Here is a 17,349-nt window from a genome sequence, read left to right as displayed (position 1 = left end):
CCATGGAGGCCGAGCATCAGGTCGCGCGGCATTACGGCCGCAGCGGCATCGAGCAGGCGTTCCTCGACGCGCTGCGGGCCGCCGGCAAGGACATCGATCATCTCCAGCCCGGCGACCTGTCCGGCGCCGACGAGTTCCATCTCGGCGGGCCAGCCGCGACGGCGGAGCTGGCGCGGGATCTCGGCCTCGGGCCGGAACTGCATCTGCTCGATGTCGGCTGCGGCGTCGGCGGCCCGGCCCGGCACATCGCGGCGGCGCAGGGCTGCCGCGTCACCGGCATCGACCTGACGGCCGAGTTCGTCGAGGCCGCCGAGGCCCTGACGCGCCGCTGCGGCTTGGCCGGCCGAGCTTTGTTCTACCAGGGCAGCGCCCTGGCCATGCCATTCCCGGACGGCGCCTTCGACGCGGCCACGCTGATCCATGTCGGCATGAACATCGCCGACAAGGCGACGCTGTTTGCCGAGGTGCGACGGGTGCTGAAGCCGGACGCGCGCTTCGCCGTCTACGACGTGATGCGGACGGGGGAGGGCGATCTGCCCTATCCGATGCCCTGGGCGGCCGAGCCGGGCACCAGCTTCGTCGAGCCGCCCGAGACCTATCGCCGGCTGCTGCGGGAGGCCGGCTTCACGATCGAGGCGGAGCACGACCGAAGCGACCTGGCGCTGCGTCTCGGCCGCGAGATGCGCGAGCGGGCGGCCGCCCGCGGGCCGTCGCCGCTCGGCCCGCATCTCCTGATGGGGCCGGGGGCACCACAGCGCGTCGGCAACGTCATGGCGGCGGTGGAGCGAGGCCTGATCGCGCCCGTGGAGATGGTGGCGCGGGCGGGGTAAGACGCGGGCGCCGCGGTTCGTCGTGACCACAGGCCGGCCGCCGGGCTAGAGTCGTGCTATGACCCGCATCGGCATTCCCCTCGCCCTGCTGTCCGCTGTTCTGTTCGGCGCCAGCACGCCGCTCGCCAAGCTCCTCTTGGGCTCGGTCGATCCCTGGATGATGGCCGGCCTGCTGTACCTCGGTGCCGGGATCGGCCTGGCGGCCGTCCATCTTTCCCGGGCGGCTCTCCGGCTGCCTGAGATCGAGGCGCCGCTGCGGCTCTCGGACCTGCCCTGGCTGGCCCTGGTGATCCTGGCAGGGGGCATCGGCGGGCCGCTGCTCCTGATGTTCGGCCTCGCCCGCACGGATGCTGCCAGCGCCTCACTCCTGCTCAACCTCGAGGGTCTGGCGACGATGGCGCTGGCCTGGCTGGCGTTCCGCGAGAATGTCGACCGCCGCCTGCTGCTGGGGGCTTTCACGATCCTGGCGGGCGCGGCACTCCTGTCCTGGCAGGGGAGGGCTGCGGTCGAGTGGGGCGCCCTGCTGGTCGCGGGAGCCTGCCTGTGCTGGGGTATCGACAACAACCTGACGCGCAAGCTCTCTTCGGCCGACCCGGTCCAGATCGCCATGGTCAAGGGACTCGTCGCCGGCACGGTCAATTTGGCCCTGGCCTTCGCCAGTGGCGCGACGCTGCCGCCCCCGGGCACCGTCCTGGCCGCCGCGGTCGTCGGCTTTCTGGGCTATGGCGTCAGCCTCGCCCTGTTCGTCCTCGGGCTGCGCCATCTCGGCACCGCCCGCACCGGGGCGTATTTCTCGCTCGCGCCCTTCGTCGGGGCGGTCCTGGCCGTCGCACTCCTCGGGGAGCCGCTGTCGACCACTCTGCTGGTCGCCGGGTGCCTGATGGCTGTCGGCCTGTGGCTTCACCTGTCCGAGCGGCACGACCACGAGCATGCTCATGAGGCAATTGGCCACGAACATCGCCACCGGCACGACGAGCACCACCAGCACGAGCATGGGCCGGAAGCTCCTCCGGGCGAGCCGCACACGCATTGGCACCGGCATGCGCCTCTGGTGCACCGGCACCCGCACTACCCCGACCTCCATCATCGACACGGGCACTGAGGCGCCGCGGCATCCTCTGCGGCAGCATACTGGTGCGGCGCGGCTAGCCCCGCAGCGTCGGGTCGGCCCGCAGCCCCTCGGCCAGAAAGTCGACCAGGGCCCGCACCCGGGCGGAGGCGCGGCGGCCTTCCTGGTGCACGACATGGATCGGGATCGGCGGCGGCTCGAATTCCTCCATCAGCACCACCAGCTCCCCAGCCCGGATCGCCGCCGCCGCCTGGTAGGACATCACCCGGGTCAGGCCATGCCCCGCCACCGCCGCCGCCACCGCGACATCGGCCTGGTTCACGATCAGCCTCGCCCGCGGCGTGATCGTCTCGGTCTGGCCGACCGCCCCGGTCGGGTCGCCGCGGTGGAACACCCAGTCCCGCGTCGCCGAGCCCTGGCTGAACGGGATCGCCTCGTGCTCCGCCAGCTCGGCCGGGCTGCGCGGCGTGCCATGCGCCGCCAGATAGGCGGGCGCGGCGCAGACGATGCGCCGCACCGAGCCGACGCGGACGGCGCTGAGGCCGGAATCCGGCAGCTCGGCGATGCGCACGGCGACGTCGTAACCCTCCTCGGCCAGATGGACGATGCGGTCGATGAAGAAGCTGCGCACCACCAGCCCCGGATAACGGCCGGCAACCGCGAACAGCACCGGCGCCACATGCAGCCGGCCGAACAGCACCGGCGCGGTGACCGCGACCGGGCCGCGCGGCTCGGCATGCAGTCCGGCTGCGGCGGCCTCGGCCTCCTCGAGCTCGGCCAGGATGCGGCGGCAATCCTCCAGGAAACGGGTGCCGGCCTCGGTCAGCCGGACCACCCGGGTGGTCCGGTGCAGCAGGCGGGCGCCGATCCGCTCCTCCACCGCCGCGACGGCACGGGTCACGGCGGGCGGCGACAGGGCCAGGCGCCGGGCGGCGGGGGCGAAGCCGCCGGCCTCGGCCACGGCGACGAAGATGCGCATGCTGTCCAGCCGGTCCATCGGATTATTCCGCTGATTGAAATGGTGATCTGTCAAGCACGTGCATTCTCCATGAATGGAGGAATGGGCATCTTGGTGACAGCAACACTTCCTGAAAGGCCGCCGCCATGCCCGTCCCCGCCCAGCCCATCCGCCTCTACCGCTTCGGCCTGTCAGGGCATTCCCATCGGGTCGAGCTGTTCCTGTCGCTGCTGGGGCTGCCTTTCGAGGCGATCGACGTCGACCTGCCGGGCGGTGAGCACAAGACCCCGGATTTCCTGGCGCGCAGCCCCTTCGGCCAAGTGCCGGCGATCGAGGACGGGGACGTCGCCCTGGCCGACAGCAATGCCATCCTGGTCTATCTCGCCGGCCGCTACGACGAGGCCGGTCGCTGGCTGCCGCGCGACCCGCTGGCTGCGGCGGAGGTGCAGCGCTGGCTATCCGTGGCCGCCGGCTTCCTGGCCTATGGCCCGGCAGCGGCGCGCCTGGTCACCGTGTTCAAGGCCCAGCTCGACCATGAGCGCGCCAAGTCGATCGCCGCCCGCCTCTACGGGGTGATGGAGGCGCATCTGGCCAAGGGCGGCTTCCTGGCCGGCCCGCAGCCGACCATCGCCGACGTCGCGAACTACACCTATACCGCGGTGGCGCCGGAGGGCGGGGTCTCGCTGCAGGCCTATCCGAATATCCGCGCCTGGCTCGCCCGGGTCGAGGCGCTGCCCGGCTTCGTGCCGATGCCGCGCACCGCCGTCGCCGCTTGATCCGGTTCGCACCGATAGGCCGGAGCCACCCCCTCACCCGAAATCGCTGACGCGATTTCGACCTCTCCCCAAGGAGAGGTGAACGGGCGCCATCTCAATCCCTCTCCTCGGGGAGAGGGAGGGGCCCGACGCCGAAGGCGGCGGGAGGGTGAGGGGGCTGGGGCCTATCCGATCAGCACAGCCTCTCTTGAGGTGCATCATGCCCGAGACCGTCACAATCCCCGCGCCGCTGCCCGGCTGGCCGCATGACGCGCCGCCCTTCCATCCCGGCGAGCTGGCCGCCCAGGCCCGCGCCGGAGTGCGCGAGCGGATGGCGCCGGCCGGCCGCCGGGCGATCCGCGGCATCATGCCGGACCAGCATCGCGATTTCTTCGCCATGCTGCCCTTCATCGTGGTCGGCAGCCTCGACCGGCAGGGCCGGCCCTGGGCCTCGATCCTGTCCGGCCGGCCGGGCTTCCTGCGCTCGCCCGATCCGCGCACCCTGACGGTGGCGGCGCGGCCGGCCTATGGCGACCCGCTGGGCCACAACCTCGCCGCCGGCGCGCCGGTCGGGCTGCTCGGCATCCAGCTGGAGACAAGGCGGCGCAACCGGATGAACGGCACCGTCAGCGAATGGGCCGATGGCCGCTTCGCCGTCACGGTCGGGCAGAGCTTCGGCAACTGCCCGCAATACATCCAGGCGCGCAGGCCCAGCTTCGTCGCCGAGCCGGACAGCCTGGGCGAGGCCCGGCCGGTGCATGCCGAAGGGCCGGTGCTCTCCTCGAGGGCGGCGGCGCTGGTCGCAGCGGCTGACACGTTCTTCATCGCCACCCGCTCGGCTGAAGCGAGGGCGGGCGACGCGCCGTCCGAGGGCGTCGACGTCTCCCACCGCGGCGGCCGGTCCGGCTTCGTCCGGGTGGTGGAGGAGGGCGGGCGCACGGTGCTGACCGCGCCGGACTTCGTCGGCAACTTCTACTTCAACACCTTCGGCAACATCGAGGCCGACCCCCGCGCCGGCCTGGTCTTCGTCGATTTCGACACCGGCGGCGTGCTGCTGCTGACCGGCACCGCCGAGGTGGTGTGGGACGGACCGGAGGTCGCGTCCTTCGCCGGGGCGGAGCGGCTGCTGCGGTTCCAGCTGGAGGAGGGGCGGTGGATCGAGGATGCGGTGCCGCTGCGCTGGTCGGCGCCGGAACAGGCATCGCAACTCGCCGCCACCGGCACCTGGGAGGAGGCAGGGCAGGCGGTAAAGGCCGAGGCTTCGCGCAACACGCTGCGCCCCTTCACCGTGACCCGGATCGCGGACGAGAGCGCGACCATCCGCTCCTTCGTGCTGACGCCGGCGGATGGCGGCAGCGTCGTTGCCCACCAGCCGGGCCAATTCCTGCCGATCGCGCTGGACATCCCCGGCCGCGACCAGCCGGTGCGGCGCACCTACACCTTGTCCGACGCGGCGGATGGCCGAATCTACCGGATCAGCGTCAAGCGCGAGACCGGACCCGGTTTGGCCAGCCATTGGCTGCACGACCAGGTCCGGGTGGGCGACACGATCCGCGCTTTGGCGCCGCGCGGCGACTTCGTGCTCGATGCCGACAGCCGCCGGCCGGTGCTGCTGCTCTCGGCCGGCGTCGGGGTGACGCCGATGATCGCGATGCTGAACCACCTCATCGGCCGCAACCCCGACCGGCTGCGCCACCCCGGCCGCGGCCTATGGTTCGTCCACGCCGCGCGCGACGGGGCCGAGCACGCCTTCGCCGCCCATCTGGGGACGCTGGCGGCGCGGGCGCCGACGCTGACCACCCATATCCGCTACAGCCGGCCGCGGCGGCAGGACGTCCAGGGCCGGGATTACGACGATACCGGCCATATCGATGCCGCGCTGCTGCGCCGGCTGCTGCCGCTCGACGACTACGACGTCTATCTCTGCGGTCCAGCCGGCTTCATGCAGGCGATGCGAGAGATCCTGGCCGGCCTCGGCGTGCGGCCGGAGCGCATCCGCAGCGAGGCCTTTGCCGTGGGCTCGGTGGAGCCGGCAGAAGCGGCGACGCTTCCGCCCGCGGTCGCCGCCGCCGAGGTCGAGTTCCGCGCCTCCGGCCGCACCGTGGCCTGGGAGCCGTCAAAGGGCTCGCTGCTCGACCTCGCGGAGGCGGCCGGGATCGAGGCGCCGTGGAGCTGCCGCTCCGGCCTGTGCGGCACCTGCGCCGCGCGGGTGGTGGAGGGCGCCGTGACCTATGCCGAACCACCGGCCGGCACGCCCCGCCCGGGCGAGGCGCTGGTCTGCTGCGCCATGCCCGCCAGCGGCCGAGTGGTGCTGGAGCTGTAGGCGAGGCATTCCTCTCAGACACGGAACCAAATCCTGCCCTCATGCGTTCGATCGGTCCTGTGGGTGGGGGAGCGCCTTCGGCGCATCGGCATGTCGCTCGGACAAAGCTTCGGCGGATTGAAGAGCAGGACCGTGGTCTGGCTGACCACGGGCGCCGGCGGCTTCCTGGCCGCCGGGGTGGCGGGGCTGATCGCCGTCGCCGGCATGCTGCCGAAGCAGGAACTGCCCCGCTTCGCCCCGGGTGTTCCGATCGAGGCGGGGCAGTGGCGGTTCGTGGCGATCGGCGCCTCGGTCGGCCAGGCCACGCCGGACGGCCGCCCCGCCAAGCCCGGGCGCAAGGTGCTGACCATCGAGCTCGACATGACCAACCGCACCGGCAGCAGCCGCAACGACTATGCCGATCCGTTCCGGCTCGATCCGGCGCTGGCGAAGGTTGCGGACCGGCCGATCGGCTATCTGGAGCGCGACCGCGCCATCCTCTTCAACCTGCATCCCGACCTGCCGGAGCGTGTGGCGATCGCGTGGGAGATGCCGGCCGACACGCCGGTGCCAGACATGCTGCCGGTCTCCATCTATGCCGAGGTCTACAAGGCGCAGAACAACCTCCAGGGTGATTCCGGCTGGTACGCCCCGCATGAGGTCGGCACCCTGACCCTGCCGGTCGCAGCAGCCACCCCGGCGCCGGACCCGTCATGATCCGGCGGCTCGCCCAACTCGCAGCCATGGTCGTCGCCGCGATGCTGCTGATCGCGATGCAGCGATCGACGCCCAGCTACGACACGCTGACCGGCCCGATCCCGGTCTCCGGCGTCAGCGGCGAGACGGTGACGGCGCGGAGCTTCACGGTGCGCGTCGACCGAGTCGAATTCGCCCGGCGGCTGCAGTTCGGCTCGCCCGGCTTCGAGAAGCAGCGGGACACCGGCGGGGTCTGGGCCATCGTCACCGCCACCCTGGCGGCGCGGGACGCGACGGTCACGGTCGCCGGCGCCGAATGGGAAGGGCCGACCGGCACCCGCTATTCCACGAGCGACCGCCTGAGCGGCGCCCGGGCACTGTTCCCCGGCCAGACGCTGCAGCCGGGCACGCCGGTCCGCGGCCGGTTCGTCTTCGAGATCCCGGCCGACCAGATGCAGGGCGCCACCCTGCGTGTCTCGCAGGCACAATTCCCGCGCTTCGATTCCCTGCTCCGGATCAGCCTCGACCGTGGCGACGGCCGGGCGCTGCAGATCCGCGACACACTCGATCTGGCTCGCCCGCCGCTGGGACTGGGCGAACCATGACCCAGCCTGCGGTCGGCGATGACCTGCTCCACGCCGGCGGCGACGAGCGCCGCTGGCGCCGGCGCAGCCTGTGGGCCCTGCTCGTTGCGATCCCCGCGACCCTGATCCTGACCGGCTATGAGGATCTCGGCGACTTGGCGCATGGGCGAGAATGGTTCGGGTCTGCCGTCGCCCCGGGCGAGGCGGCGCGCTACGGCGGCGCCGACTGGCAGCTGGAAGAGATCCAGGCCGTGCCGGAGCGGGCGGGGCGGATGGGAATGCCGGCCTCGGCCCTGCCGATCCGGGTCCGCTTCCGCGTGACGATCCGTGAGGGCTGGACAGGCGAGCTCTGGCTGCCCTGCAGGATCTCCCTGATCGATGCCGACGGACGGCGCTGGCGCTCGATGGGCTTCGGCGGCCTGCCGGCGTCGAGCGACACGGTGAAGAGCTGCGGCGGGGCGACACTGGAGCCGCACCAACCGGGCGAGGTCCTGGCGATCGAGGAGAGCTTCGCGGTGCCGAAGGCGCAGGCCGGCGCGTTGGAGCCGACCGTCAGCGTGGCCGCCGAGCGGCCATGGTACCTGCGCTTCCGCCGCGGGCCCTAGGCCTCGTGGCCGGCTAGGACGCCGGCGCCTCCACCTCGGCCTGTGCCGCCGGCGGCTCCTTCGTCTGCGACAGGGCGAAGGCCGTCTCCAGCACGGCGGCGACCAGGCAGAAGCGCAGCGTCTCCGGCAGCAGACCGGGTTGGGTGCCGGCCACCACACTGCCGAACAGCAGCGCGGGAACCTGGTTGATGACGACCCACAGATCGACATCGTGCGGCCCGATCAGATGTGAGATTCCGAGCCGGGCCCAGATCGCGGCCCAGCCGATCGCTCGCCAGGCCACGATCAGCATCAGGATCAGCAGCAGGCCGGAGCCGAGCGTCAGCCGCACGCTGTTGGCGATCGGCAGGTAGCGGCTGCGATAGCCGCTGACGAAATGGTCGATGAAGTCCCGCAGCGCGCGGGGCAGCGCGCTGTAGCGGCTGCCGACCCGCTCCAGCCTCCGGTGCCGCATCCAGCCCGGATCGGCGGCGATGTCGTGGCCGTAGATCACCGCCGCCATCATCAGCCAGACCACCGGCAGGATGGCGTAGTAGAATAGGCTGGTGAGGACGTCCGAGGCGGCGGGCGGCGCCTGCTCGACCGGGGCCATGGCGGCATAGGCAGCCCGGGCGGAGGGGATGATCGCCTCCCACAACCGGCGCAGCGCGTCCCACACGGGCGTGCTTTCGACCCACGCCCAGGCTTCGTCCTTCCATTGCGACAGGACGTAAAGGCCGATGAAGGCCCAGTTCGTCTCGCAGACGATGATCAGGATCCGCCAGACCGGCGCCCCTGTCCGCTTGTGCATCGTCTTGAACAGGCGGCGCAGCAGCCAGGTAACGAGGACCGAGATGATCACGACGGAGGAGGTGGCGACGTCGAGCGGGTTGCCGCTGCCGCCGAAGGCGGCGAGGTGCAGGTACAGCATCGAGTATTCGCGCACGGTGTTGCTGAGCAGGCCCCAGCCCGCGTAGTAGGCGAAGAAGGGCAGCAGCGTGATGGTCAGCGCCGCCGCGAGCGAAGACAGGCGGGGAAAGCGGATCCGCCGGTCGGCGGCCGTCGCTCCGTTGCCCAGCGCCGCCGCATGTGCCGCCGCGAGGGCCGGCAGCGCCGGGCGCATCACCAGGAACATCGTCACGGTGACGATCAGCTTGGTCAGCACCACCAACGTCAGCGTGCTGAGGCCCAGCAGTCGGTCGGCATAGCCTGCCTGCACCGAAGCCCATAGCAGCTGGTCGTTCAGCAGGATGCCGATCAGCACCAGCAGCGTCAGCTGCGGCCAGAACCGCCACCACAGCTTTCCGGTCAGCACCAGCGGTGCCAGCAGCTCGCGATACATCCGTTCCCCACCCACGCTCGCGGCGCGGCCCCACACCATCCCGACGGGCAGAGTAACGCGCGACCTGCGTCTTTGTGCCCCATTCGATCCGTCGACCGACGGAACCTGGACCGTCCGGTCGTGTAGCACGGGCGAGGGGGGACCGCCGGACGCAGACTCAAGGTGACGGATCCATGGATGCTCGCGTCGAGGACCGACAGCGGCCGGTCGAGCAGAAGGACAGGCCGCGCCGCGGGCGGCTGGTGTGGGGGACCCTCGGCCTCGTGGCTGCCGCGCTGATCGCGGTCGCCACCTGGCATGTCGTCACCACGCCCGGCACGCCGGCCCCGGCCCGGGGAGGCCGCTTCGCCGGCCCGGCGCAGCCGGTCGGCGTCGTCACCGTCGGCAAGGGCGACATCCGCGTCACCCTCGATGCGCTCGGCACCGTCACCCCGCTCGCCACCGTCACCGTCAAGCCGCAGGTCGCCGGCCAGCTGACCGAGGTCGGCTTCCAGGAGGGCCAGATGGTCAAGAAGGGCGACTTCCTGGCCCAGATCGACCCGCGCCCCTACCAGGTGGCGCTGGAGCAGGACCAGGGCCAGCTCGCCAAGGACCAGGCCGCACTGGACCAGGCGCAGAGCGACCTGGCCCGCGACCAGCAGATGGTGAAGCAGAACGCTATCTCGCGGCAGCAGGTCGACGACCAGGCCTTCCTGGTGCAGCAGGACCAGGGCACGATCCAGTCCGACCAGGCGCAGATCGACGCCCAGAAGCTGAACCTCGCTTATGCCCATATCGTCTCGCCGGTCGATGGCCGGGTCGGGCTGCGCCAGGTAGACCCCGGCAACTATGTCCAGGTCGGGGACGCGCTGGTCATCGTCACCCAGCTGCACCCGATCTCGGTGGTGTTCTCGCTGCCGGAGGACGACCTGCCGCAGATCCAGGCCCGGCTGCATGCCGGCGCCAGCCTGCCGGTGATCGCCTTCGACCGCTCCGGCACCACCCAGATCGCCACCGGCACGCTGTCGACCCTCGACAACCAGATCGACACCACCACCGGCACGGTGAAGCTGCGCGCCGGCTTCGACAATGCCGACGAGACGCTGTTCCCGAACCAGTTCGTCAACGCCCGGTTGTTGGTCGAGACGCAGCAGGACGTCATTACCGTCCCGACCGCCGCGGTCCAGCACGGTGCACCGGGCGCCTTCGTCTACCTGGTCGGCGCCGACGGCACCGTGGCGGTCCGGCCGATCAAGACCGGCGCCTCGGATGGCGGCATGGTCGCGGTCACGGATGGGTTGCAGCCCGGTGACCGGGTGGTGGTCGACGGCACCGACCGCCTGCGCGACGGCGCCCATGTCACGGTCGCCGGCCAGGACGGCGCGGCGGCGCAGGGCGCTCCCGCCGCCGCGGCAGATGGGCAGGCAGGCGGCCAGCGCCATCGCCAGGGCACGGGCGAGGGCGGCGGCCAGGGCCGGCACCGCCGCCGCGACAACCAGACCCAGCAGCCCGCGGCGAACCCATGAGCGCGCTCGCGTTGTGGGGCGCTCCAACGGGTACGACCGTTGGACGCCCGCTCCTTCCTTGTCCCCCCTCCCCTTGCGGGAGGGGGGTAGGGGGAGGGGTCTGCGCGCGTCCGCGCGCGAATGGGCAAGGGGTGCAAGAGGCGAGCAGATGGCTCAGTCTCGGTCCAGGCCGAGCCCGGCTGAGAGAACCCCCTCCCCCTAGCCCCCTCCCGCAAGGGGAGGGGGGACTCTATAAGCTTCGTAGGCCATCCTCCCACCCCGCCGGAGGCCGGCGATGAATCCGTCCCGTCCGTTCATCCTGCGGCCGGTCGGCACCTCGCTGCTGATGGCGGCGATCCTGCTGGTCGGCGCCGTGGCCTACCGCTTCCTGCCGCTGTCGGCCCTGCCGGAGGTCGACTACCCGACCATCCAGGTGCAGACCTTCTATCCGGGGGCCAGCCCGGAGGTGATGACCTCTTCCGTCACCGCGCCCTTGGAGAAGCAGTTCGGCCAGATGCCGGGGCTGAACCAGATGACCTCGGCCAGCTCGGCCGGCGCCTCGGTCGTCACTCTGCAGTTCAACCTCGACCTCAGCCTCGACGTGGCGGAGCAGGAGGTGCAGGCCGCGATCAACGCCGCCGGCAACCTGCTGCCGGGCGACCTGCCGGCGCCGCCGATCTACGCCAAGATCAACCCGGCCGATGCGCCGATCCTGTCGCTGGCCGTCACCTCGAAGACGATCCCGCTGACCGAGTTGCAGAACCTGGTCGACACAAGGCTGGCGCAGAAGATCTCGCAGCAGCCCGGCGTCGGCCTGGTCAGCCTCAGCGGCGGCGCCCGGCCGGCGGTGCGCATCCAGGTCAACCCGCAGGCGCTGGCGGCGTACGGCCTGGCCATCGACGACATCCGCACCACGCTGGGCAACGTCAACGTCAACACGCCGAAGGGCAATTTCGACGGGCCGACCCGTTCGTCGACGATCAACGCCAACGACCAGATCACCCAGGCGCAGGACTACAATGACGTGGTCGTCGCCTACCGCAACGGCGCCCCGATCCGCCTGTCCGACGTCGCCACCGTGATCAGCGGGCCCGAGAACGGCAAGCTCGCCGCCTGGGCAGACACCACCCCCGCGATCATCGTCAATATCCAGCGCCAGCCCGGCGCCAACGTCATCGCGGTGGTCGACGGCATCAAGGCGATCCTGCCGCAGCTCGAGACCGCCCTGCCGGCGGCGGCCGAGGTCGCGGTGCTCAGCGACCGCACCGTCACCATCCGCGCCTCGGTCGCCGATGTCGGCTTCGAGCTGATGCTGGCGGTGGCGCTGGTGGTGATGGTGATCTTCCTGTTCCTGCGCACGGCCGCCGCCACCATCATCCCCAGCCTGTCGGTGCCGCTGTCGCTGGTCGGCACCCTGGCGGCGATGTATCTGCTGGGCTTCAGCCTCGACAACCTGTCGCTGATGGCGCTGACCATCGCCACCGGCTTCGTCGTCGACGATGCGATCGTGATGATCGAGAACATCGCCCGCTTCGTCGAGGAAGGGGAGCCGCCCATGCAGGCGGCGCTGAAAGGGGCCGAGCAGATCGGCTTCACCATCATCTCGCTGACCGTGTCGCTGATCGCGGTGCTGATCCCGCTCCTGTTCATGGGCGAGGTGGTGGGCCGCCTGTTCCACGAATTCGCGGTCACCCTGGCCGTCACCATCGTGATCTCGGCGGTGGTGTCGCTGACTCTGGTGCCGATGCTGTGCGCCAGGCTGCTGCGGCACCGGCCGCAGGCCGAGCGCGGCCGCTTCGACCGCGGCGCCGAGCGCGCCTTCGACTGGATCATCGCCCAGTACGGACGGGCGTTGGGCTGGGTGCTGGACCACCAGCCCCTGACGCTGCTGGTCGCGGTGGCGACGCTGGCGCTGACCGTCGCGCTCTATGTCGTCATCCCCAAGGGCTTCTTCCCGGAGCAGGACACCGGGATGATCCAGGGGATCTCCGAGGCGGCACAGACCGTCTCCTATGCCGAGATGGCGACGCACCAGTCGGCCCTTGCCGAGGCCATCCTGAAGGACCCGGACGTCGAAGGCCTCAGCTCCTTCATCGGCGTCGACGGCACCAACACCACGCTGAACAGCGGCCGCTTCCTGATCAGCCTGAAGCCGCTCGGCCAGCGCAAAGCCACAGCCGGTGAGATCATCGACCGGCTGCGCCGCGAGACCGCCGGCGTGCCCGGCATCACCCTCTACATGCAGCCGGTGCAGGATCTGACGATCGATTCCACCGTCAGCCGCACCCAGTACCAGTTCGTGCTGCAGAACGCCGATCTCGGCCAGTTCCAGGACTGGGTGCCGAAGCTGATGCAGCGGCTGCAGCAGGTGCCGGAGATCGCCGACGTCGCCAGCGACTACGAGCAGCAGGGCCTCGCCGTCGACCTGGTGATCGACCGCGCCACCGCCGCCCGCTTCGGCATCACCCCGGCCACGGTCGACAACGCCCTCTACGACGCCTTCGGCCAGCGCATCGTCTCGACCATCTACACCCAGGCCAACCAGTACCGGGTGATCCTGGAGGCCGCGCCGTCGCTGCAGCAGTCGCTGGACGGGCTGAAGGCGCTGTACCTGCCGTCGTCGCTGTCCTCGGCCGGCCAGGTGCCGCTGTCGGCCATCGTCAAGGTCGAGCAGCGGGCCGGGCCGCTGCAGATCACCCATCTCGGCCAGTTCCCGGCGACGCTGATCTCCTTCAACCTGGCGCCGGGATCGTCGCTCGGCGCCGCGGTCGACGCGATCGGGAAGGCGGAGCAGGAGGTCGGCCTGCCCGACAGCTTCGTCACCGCCTTCCAGGGCTCCGCCGCCGCCTTCCAGTCGTCGCTGGCCAACGAGGCGCTGCTGATCCTCGCGGCCATCGCGACCATGTACATCGTGCTGGGCGTGCTTTACGAGAGCTTCATCCACCCGATCACGATCCTGTCCACCCTGCCGTCAGCCGGGCTCGGCGCGCTCATGGCGCTGATGGCGGCGGGGGACGGGCTGGATGTGATCGGGATCATCGGCATCATCCTGCTGATCGGCATCGTCAAGAAGAACGCGATCATGATGATCGACTTCGCGCTGCAGGCCGAGCGCGAGGAGGGCAAGCCGCCGCGCGAGGCAATCTTCCAGGCCTGCCTGCTGCGGTTCCGGCCGATCCTGATGACCACCATGGCGGCCCTCTTGGGCGCCCTGCCGCTGATGCTCGGCACCGGCATGGGGTCGGAGCTGCGCCGGCCACTCGGCGTCGCCATCGTCGGCGGGCTGGTCGTCAGCCAGTTGCTGACCCTGTTCACCACGCCAGTGATCTACCTGGCCTTCGACCGGCTGGCCGAGCGCCTCACCGGCCGCCGTCCGCGCTCGCGCTTCAGCGCGGAGGAGGGGGCGTGAACCTCTCCGCCCCCTTCATCGCCCGGCCGGTGGCGACGACGCTGCTGACCCTCGGCATCGTCCTGGCCGGCTTCTTCGCCTATCTGAAGCTGCCGGTGTCGCCGCTGCCGCAGGTCGACTTCCCGACCATCTCGGTCTCCGCCTCGCTGCCGGGCGCGAGCCCGGAGACGGTGGCGGCCACGGTGGCGAGCCCGCTGGAGCGGCATCTCGGCGCCATCGCCGACGTCACCCAGATGACCTCGCGCAGCTCGGTCGGCCAGGCCAGCATCACCCTGCAATTCGGCCTGGACCGCGACATCGACGGCGCCGCGCGCGACGTGCAGGCGGCGATCAACGCGGCCCGGGCCGACCTGCCGGCGGCGCTGCGTAGCAACCCGACCTACCGCAAGGTCAACCCGTCCGACGCGCCGGTGCTGATCCTGGCGCTGACCTCGAAGACCCTGACCCGCGGCCAGATCTACGACGCCGCCAGCAATGTGCTGGAGCAGCGGCTGTCGCAGATCGAGGGCATCGGCCAGGTCACCCTGGGCGGCGCCGCCCTGCCGGCGGTGCGGGTCGAGCTGAACCCCCAGGCGCTGGCGCAATACGGCATCGGGCTCGAGGATGTGCGCGCTGCGCTGGCGGCGGCCAACGCCAACAGCCCGAAGGGGTCGATCGAGGAGGCGGGCCGGCACTTCCAGATCTACAGCAACGATCAGGCCAGCCAGGCCGCGGACTACAAGCCGCTGGTGATCGCCGCCCGCAACGGCGCCACGGTGCGGCTGCAGGATATCGCCGACGTCCAGGATTCGGTCGAGGATCTGCGCAATGCCGGCCTGGCCGACGGCAAGCCGGCGGTGCTGGTGCTGCTGTTCCGCGAGCCGGGGGCCAACATCATCGACACGGTCGACCGGGTGAAGGCCGAGCTGCTGCATCTGCGCGCCGCCATGCCCCGGGACATCGACATCACCCCGGCCGCCGACCGCACCGGGACCATCCGCGCCTCGCTCAACGACACCCAGATGACCCTGCTGATCTCGGTCGCGCTGGTGATGCTGGTGGTGTTCGCCTTCCTGCGCGACCCGCGGGCCGCGATCATCCCGGCGGTGGCGGTGCCGGTCTCGATCATCGGCACCTTCGGCGCCATGTACCTGGTCGGCTACAGCTTGGACAACCTGTCGCTGATGGCGCTGACCATCGCCACCGGCTTCGTCGTCGACGACGCCATCGTGGTGCTGGAGAACATCTCCCGCCATGTCGAAGCCGGCATGCCGCGGCGCCAGGCGGCGCTGCGCGGCGCGCGCGAGGTTGGCTTCACCGTGCTGTCGATCAGCCTCTCGCTGGTCGCGGTGTTCATTCCGATCCTGCTGATGGGCGGGCTGGTCGGCCGCATCTTCCGGGAGTTCGCCCTGACCCTGTCGATCGCCATCGCCGTGTCGATGGCGATCTCGCTGACCACCACGCCGATGCTGTGCGCCCTGCTGCTGCGCCGCCGGCCGCGCCGGCCCGAAAGCGGGCCCGGGCCCCTGGCCCGGGTGATGGGGGTCTATGAGCGGACGCTGGGCTGGGCGCTGCGCCACAGCGGCTTCGTCATCCTGGTGCTGTTCGGCGTGGTCTGCCTCAACATCGCGCTGTTCGCGATCATCCCGAAGGGCTTCTTCCCGGAGCAGAGTACCGGCCGGCTGATCGGCGGCATCGTCGCCGATCAGAGCATCTCGTTCCAGGCGATGCAGCAGAAGCTGGCGCAGCTGATGGACATCGTCCGCGCCGATCCGGCGGTGGAGAGCGTGGTCGGCTTCACCGGCGGCGGGGGCGGCGGCCGGTCGCAGACCAACACCGGCCAGGTCTTCGTCACGCTGAAGCCGCTGTCGGAGCGCGGAGTCAGCGACGACGACGTCATCGCCCGGCTGCGCGGCAGGCTGGCGGTGGTGCCGGGCGGCCAGCTGTTCCTGGTCTCGGCCCAGGACATCCGCGCCGGCGGGCGGCAGAGCAACGCCGCCTACCAGTACACGCTGCAGTCAGACTCCTCGCAGGAGCTGCAGGAATGGGGGCCGAAGCTGACCCAGGCGCTGCAGGCCGACCCGGTGCTGGCCGACGTCAACTCCGACCAGCAGCAGAAGGGCATCGAGACCGACATCGTCATCGACCGCGACACCGCGGCGCGCCTCGGCATCACGCCGCAGCAGATCGACAACACCCTCTACGACGCCTTCGGCCAGCGCCAGGTCTCGACCATCTACAGCGCCATCAACCAGTACCACGTGGTGATGGAGGTGGCGCCGCAGTATTGGCAGAGCCCGGAGACGCTGAAGGACCTCTACATCAGCACTTCGGGCGGCAGCGCCAGCGGTACCGCCAACACCAATGCGGTGGCCCGCACCATCGGCACCGGCGCCGCCAGCCAGGCCGCGCAATCCGCCGCCAATGCCGCCACCAACGCGCTGGCCAATGCCGGCCGCAAGGGCACCTCCAGCGGCGCCGCGGTCAGCACGGCGCAGGAGACGATGGTGCCGCTGTCGGCGATCAGCCATGTCGGGCCGGGCAACACGCCGCTGTCGGTAAACCACCAGGGCCTGTTCGCGGCGACCACCATCTCGTTCAACCTGGCGCCGGGCAAGTCCCTCAGCGACGCCGCGGCGGCGGTGCAGCAGGCGATGGTCGCGCTGCACGTGCCGGCCACCATCCATGGCAGCTTCCAGGGCACCGCCCAGGTGTTCCAGAGCTCGCTGAGCGACGAACCGATCCTGATCCTGGCGGCGCTGGCCGCGGTCTACATCGTGCTCGGCATCCTCTATGAGAGCACGATCCACCCGATCACGATCCTGTCGACCCTGCCCTCGGCGGGGGTGGGGGCGGTGCTGGCGCTGATGCTGTTCGACACCGAGTTCAGCCTGATCGCGATGATCGGCGTCATCCTCTTGATCGGCATCGTCAAGAAGAACGCGATCATGATGATCGACTTCGCGCTGGAGGCGGAGCGCAGCCGCGGCCTGGCCCCGCGCGAGGCGATCCTGCAGGCCAGCCTGCTGCGCTTCCGGCCGATCCTGATGACGACGATGGCGGCGATCTTCGGGGCGGTGCCGCTGGCGGTCGGCTTCGGCAGCGGCAGCGAGCTGCGCCAACCGCTGGGCATCGCCATCGTCGGCGGGCTCGTGGTCAGCCAGGTGCTGACGCTCTACACCACCCCGGTGCTGTATCTGGTGCTCGACCGCTTCCGGCTGTGGATGCGCGATCGCTGGTCCCGGGCCTTCCCCCGCCTGGCCGGCCCCGCACCGGGGGCGGCAGAGTAGGGGGTAGGACAATTAACCGCTCGCGGCTCGATGCGGAAATTCCAGGAGCGCGGCCGAACGGGCGATC

General features: G+C 70.8%; 12 protein-coding genes. 10 read left to right on the top strand and 2 right to left on the bottom strand.

Features of this window, described 5'->3' with window-relative positions; all coding sequences use genetic code 11:
* The first annotated feature begins 2 nt into the window (after positions 1-2).
* Together FFK22_RS00345 and FFK22_RS00340 are read left to right on the top strand one after the other, a co-directional pair.
* Positions 3-830, top strand: a complete 828-nt coding sequence (locus FFK22_RS00345; RefSeq protein WP_138887700.1) for a class I SAM-dependent methyltransferase — start codon at positions 3-5, stop codon at positions 828-830.
* A 58-nt stretch (positions 831-888) separates the two neighbouring features.
* The gene (locus tag FFK22_RS00340; protein ID WP_138887701.1) at positions 889-1,932 is read left to right on the top strand and encodes a DMT family transporter; all 1,044 of its coding nucleotides are present in this window, start codon (positions 889-891) and stop codon (positions 1,930-1,932) included.
* A 43-nt stretch (positions 1,933-1,975) separates the two neighbouring features.
* Here FFK22_RS00340 and FFK22_RS00335 read toward each other — a convergent pair whose 3' ends face one another.
* Complete coding sequence (locus FFK22_RS00335; protein WP_138887702.1) at positions 1,976-2,896, bottom strand: LysR family transcriptional regulator; 921 nt, start codon at positions 2,894-2,896, stop codon at positions 1,976-1,978.
* A gap of 107 nt (positions 2,897-3,003) precedes the next feature.
* On the opposite strand from FFK22_RS00335, the gene FFK22_RS00330 reads away from it, so the two are divergent.
* The 5 genes from FFK22_RS00330 to FFK22_RS00310 all read left to right on the top strand — a co-directional run bounded on the left by FFK22_RS00330 (position 3,004) and on the right by FFK22_RS00310 (position 7,799).
* The gene (locus FFK22_RS00330) at positions 3,004-3,633 is read left to right on the top strand and encodes a glutathione S-transferase family protein (RefSeq protein WP_138887703.1); all 630 of its coding nucleotides are present in this window, start codon (positions 3,004-3,006) and stop codon (positions 3,631-3,633) included.
* Positions 3,634-3,832: 199 nt separating this feature from the next.
* On the top strand, positions 3,833-5,935 hold the full coding sequence (locus tag FFK22_RS00325) for a pyridoxamine 5'-phosphate oxidase family protein (protein ID WP_138887704.1): 2,103 nt from the start codon (positions 3,833-3,835) through the stop codon (positions 5,933-5,935).
* Between the two features lie 90 nt (positions 5,936-6,025).
* Positions 6,026-6,631, top strand: a complete 606-nt coding sequence (locus tag FFK22_RS00320) for a hypothetical protein (RefSeq protein WP_138887705.1) — start codon at positions 6,026-6,028, stop codon at positions 6,629-6,631.
* A complete protein-coding gene (locus FFK22_RS00315; protein ID WP_138887706.1) occupies positions 6,628-7,215 on the top strand; it encodes a DUF4352 domain-containing protein in 588 nt (195 codons plus the stop codon). The genes FFK22_RS00320 and FFK22_RS00315 overlap by 4 nt, the downstream gene beginning before the upstream one ends.
* Complete coding sequence (locus FFK22_RS00310) at positions 7,212-7,799, top strand: hypothetical protein (protein WP_138887707.1); 588 nt, start codon at positions 7,212-7,214, stop codon at positions 7,797-7,799. Before FFK22_RS00315 ends, FFK22_RS00310 begins: the two co-directional genes overlap by 4 nt.
* A gap of 13 nt (positions 7,800-7,812) precedes the next feature.
* Here the strand turns inward: FFK22_RS00310 and FFK22_RS00305 are convergent, their stop codons facing one another.
* Entirely contained in the window at positions 7,813-9,120 is a 1,308-nt protein-coding gene (locus FFK22_RS00305; protein WP_138887708.1) for a hypothetical protein, read from the bottom strand.
* A 173-nt stretch (positions 9,121-9,293) separates the two neighbouring features.
* On the opposite strand from FFK22_RS00305, the gene FFK22_RS00300 reads away from it, so the two are divergent.
* From FFK22_RS00300 to FFK22_RS00290, 3 genes are all read left to right on the top strand, one after another.
* On the top strand, positions 9,294-10,625 hold the full coding sequence (locus FFK22_RS00300) for an MdtA/MuxA family multidrug efflux RND transporter periplasmic adaptor subunit (RefSeq protein ID WP_138887709.1): 1,332 nt from the start codon (positions 9,294-9,296) through the stop codon (positions 10,623-10,625).
* Positions 10,626-10,899: 274 nt separating this feature from the next.
* Positions 10,900-14,013 carry an MdtB/MuxB family multidrug efflux RND transporter permease subunit gene (locus tag FFK22_RS00295; RefSeq protein ID WP_138890004.1) on the top strand — a complete coding sequence of 1,038 codons (3,114 nt, stop codon included), beginning with the start codon at positions 10,900-10,902 and terminating at the stop codon, positions 14,011-14,013.
* Positions 14,010-17,282, top strand: a complete 3,273-nt coding sequence (locus FFK22_RS00290) for an efflux RND transporter permease subunit (RefSeq protein WP_138890003.1) — start codon at positions 14,010-14,012, stop codon at positions 17,280-17,282. Before FFK22_RS00295 ends, FFK22_RS00290 begins: the two co-directional genes overlap by 4 nt.
* Positions 17,283-17,349 lie beyond the last annotated feature (67 nt).

Source organism: Mycobacterium sp. KBS0706 (assembly GCF_005938675.2).
Lineage (GTDB): Bacteria > Pseudomonadota > Alphaproteobacteria > DSM-16000 > Inquilinaceae > Inquilinus.
This window is presented reverse-complemented; position numbering and strand designations above follow the sequence as displayed.

Excerpts from the sequence above, each read along its gene's own strand:
- FFK22_RS00345 (WP_138887700.1), top strand. The coding sequence starts at position 3 with ATGGAGGCCGAGCATCAGGTCGCGCGGCATTACGGCCGCAGCGGCATC.
- FFK22_RS00340 (WP_138887701.1), top strand. The coding sequence starts at position 889 with ATGACCCGCATCGGCATTCCCCTCGCCCTGCTGTCCGCTGTTCTGTTC.
- FFK22_RS00335 (WP_138887702.1), bottom strand. The coding sequence starts at position 2,896 with ATGGACCGGCTGGACAGCATGCGCATCTTCGTCGCCGTGGCCGAGGCC.
- FFK22_RS00330 (WP_138887703.1), top strand. The coding sequence starts at position 3,004 with ATGCCCGTCCCCGCCCAGCCCATCCGCCTCTACCGCTTCGGCCTGTCA.
- FFK22_RS00325 (WP_138887704.1), top strand. The coding sequence starts at position 3,833 with ATGCCCGAGACCGTCACAATCCCCGCGCCGCTGCCCGGCTGGCCGCAT.
- FFK22_RS00320 (WP_138887705.1), top strand. The coding sequence starts at position 6,026 with ATGTCGCTCGGACAAAGCTTCGGCGGATTGAAGAGCAGGACCGTGGTC.
- FFK22_RS00315 (WP_138887706.1), top strand. The coding sequence starts at position 6,628 with ATGATCCGGCGGCTCGCCCAACTCGCAGCCATGGTCGTCGCCGCGATG.
- FFK22_RS00310 (WP_138887707.1), top strand. The coding sequence starts at position 7,212 with ATGACCCAGCCTGCGGTCGGCGATGACCTGCTCCACGCCGGCGGCGAC.
- FFK22_RS00305 (WP_138887708.1), bottom strand. The coding sequence starts at position 9,120 with ATGTATCGCGAGCTGCTGGCACCGCTGGTGCTGACCGGAAAGCTGTGG.
- FFK22_RS00300 (WP_138887709.1), top strand. The coding sequence starts at position 9,294 with ATGGATGCTCGCGTCGAGGACCGACAGCGGCCGGTCGAGCAGAAGGAC.
- FFK22_RS00295 (WP_138890004.1), top strand. The coding sequence starts at position 10,900 with ATGAATCCGTCCCGTCCGTTCATCCTGCGGCCGGTCGGCACCTCGCTG.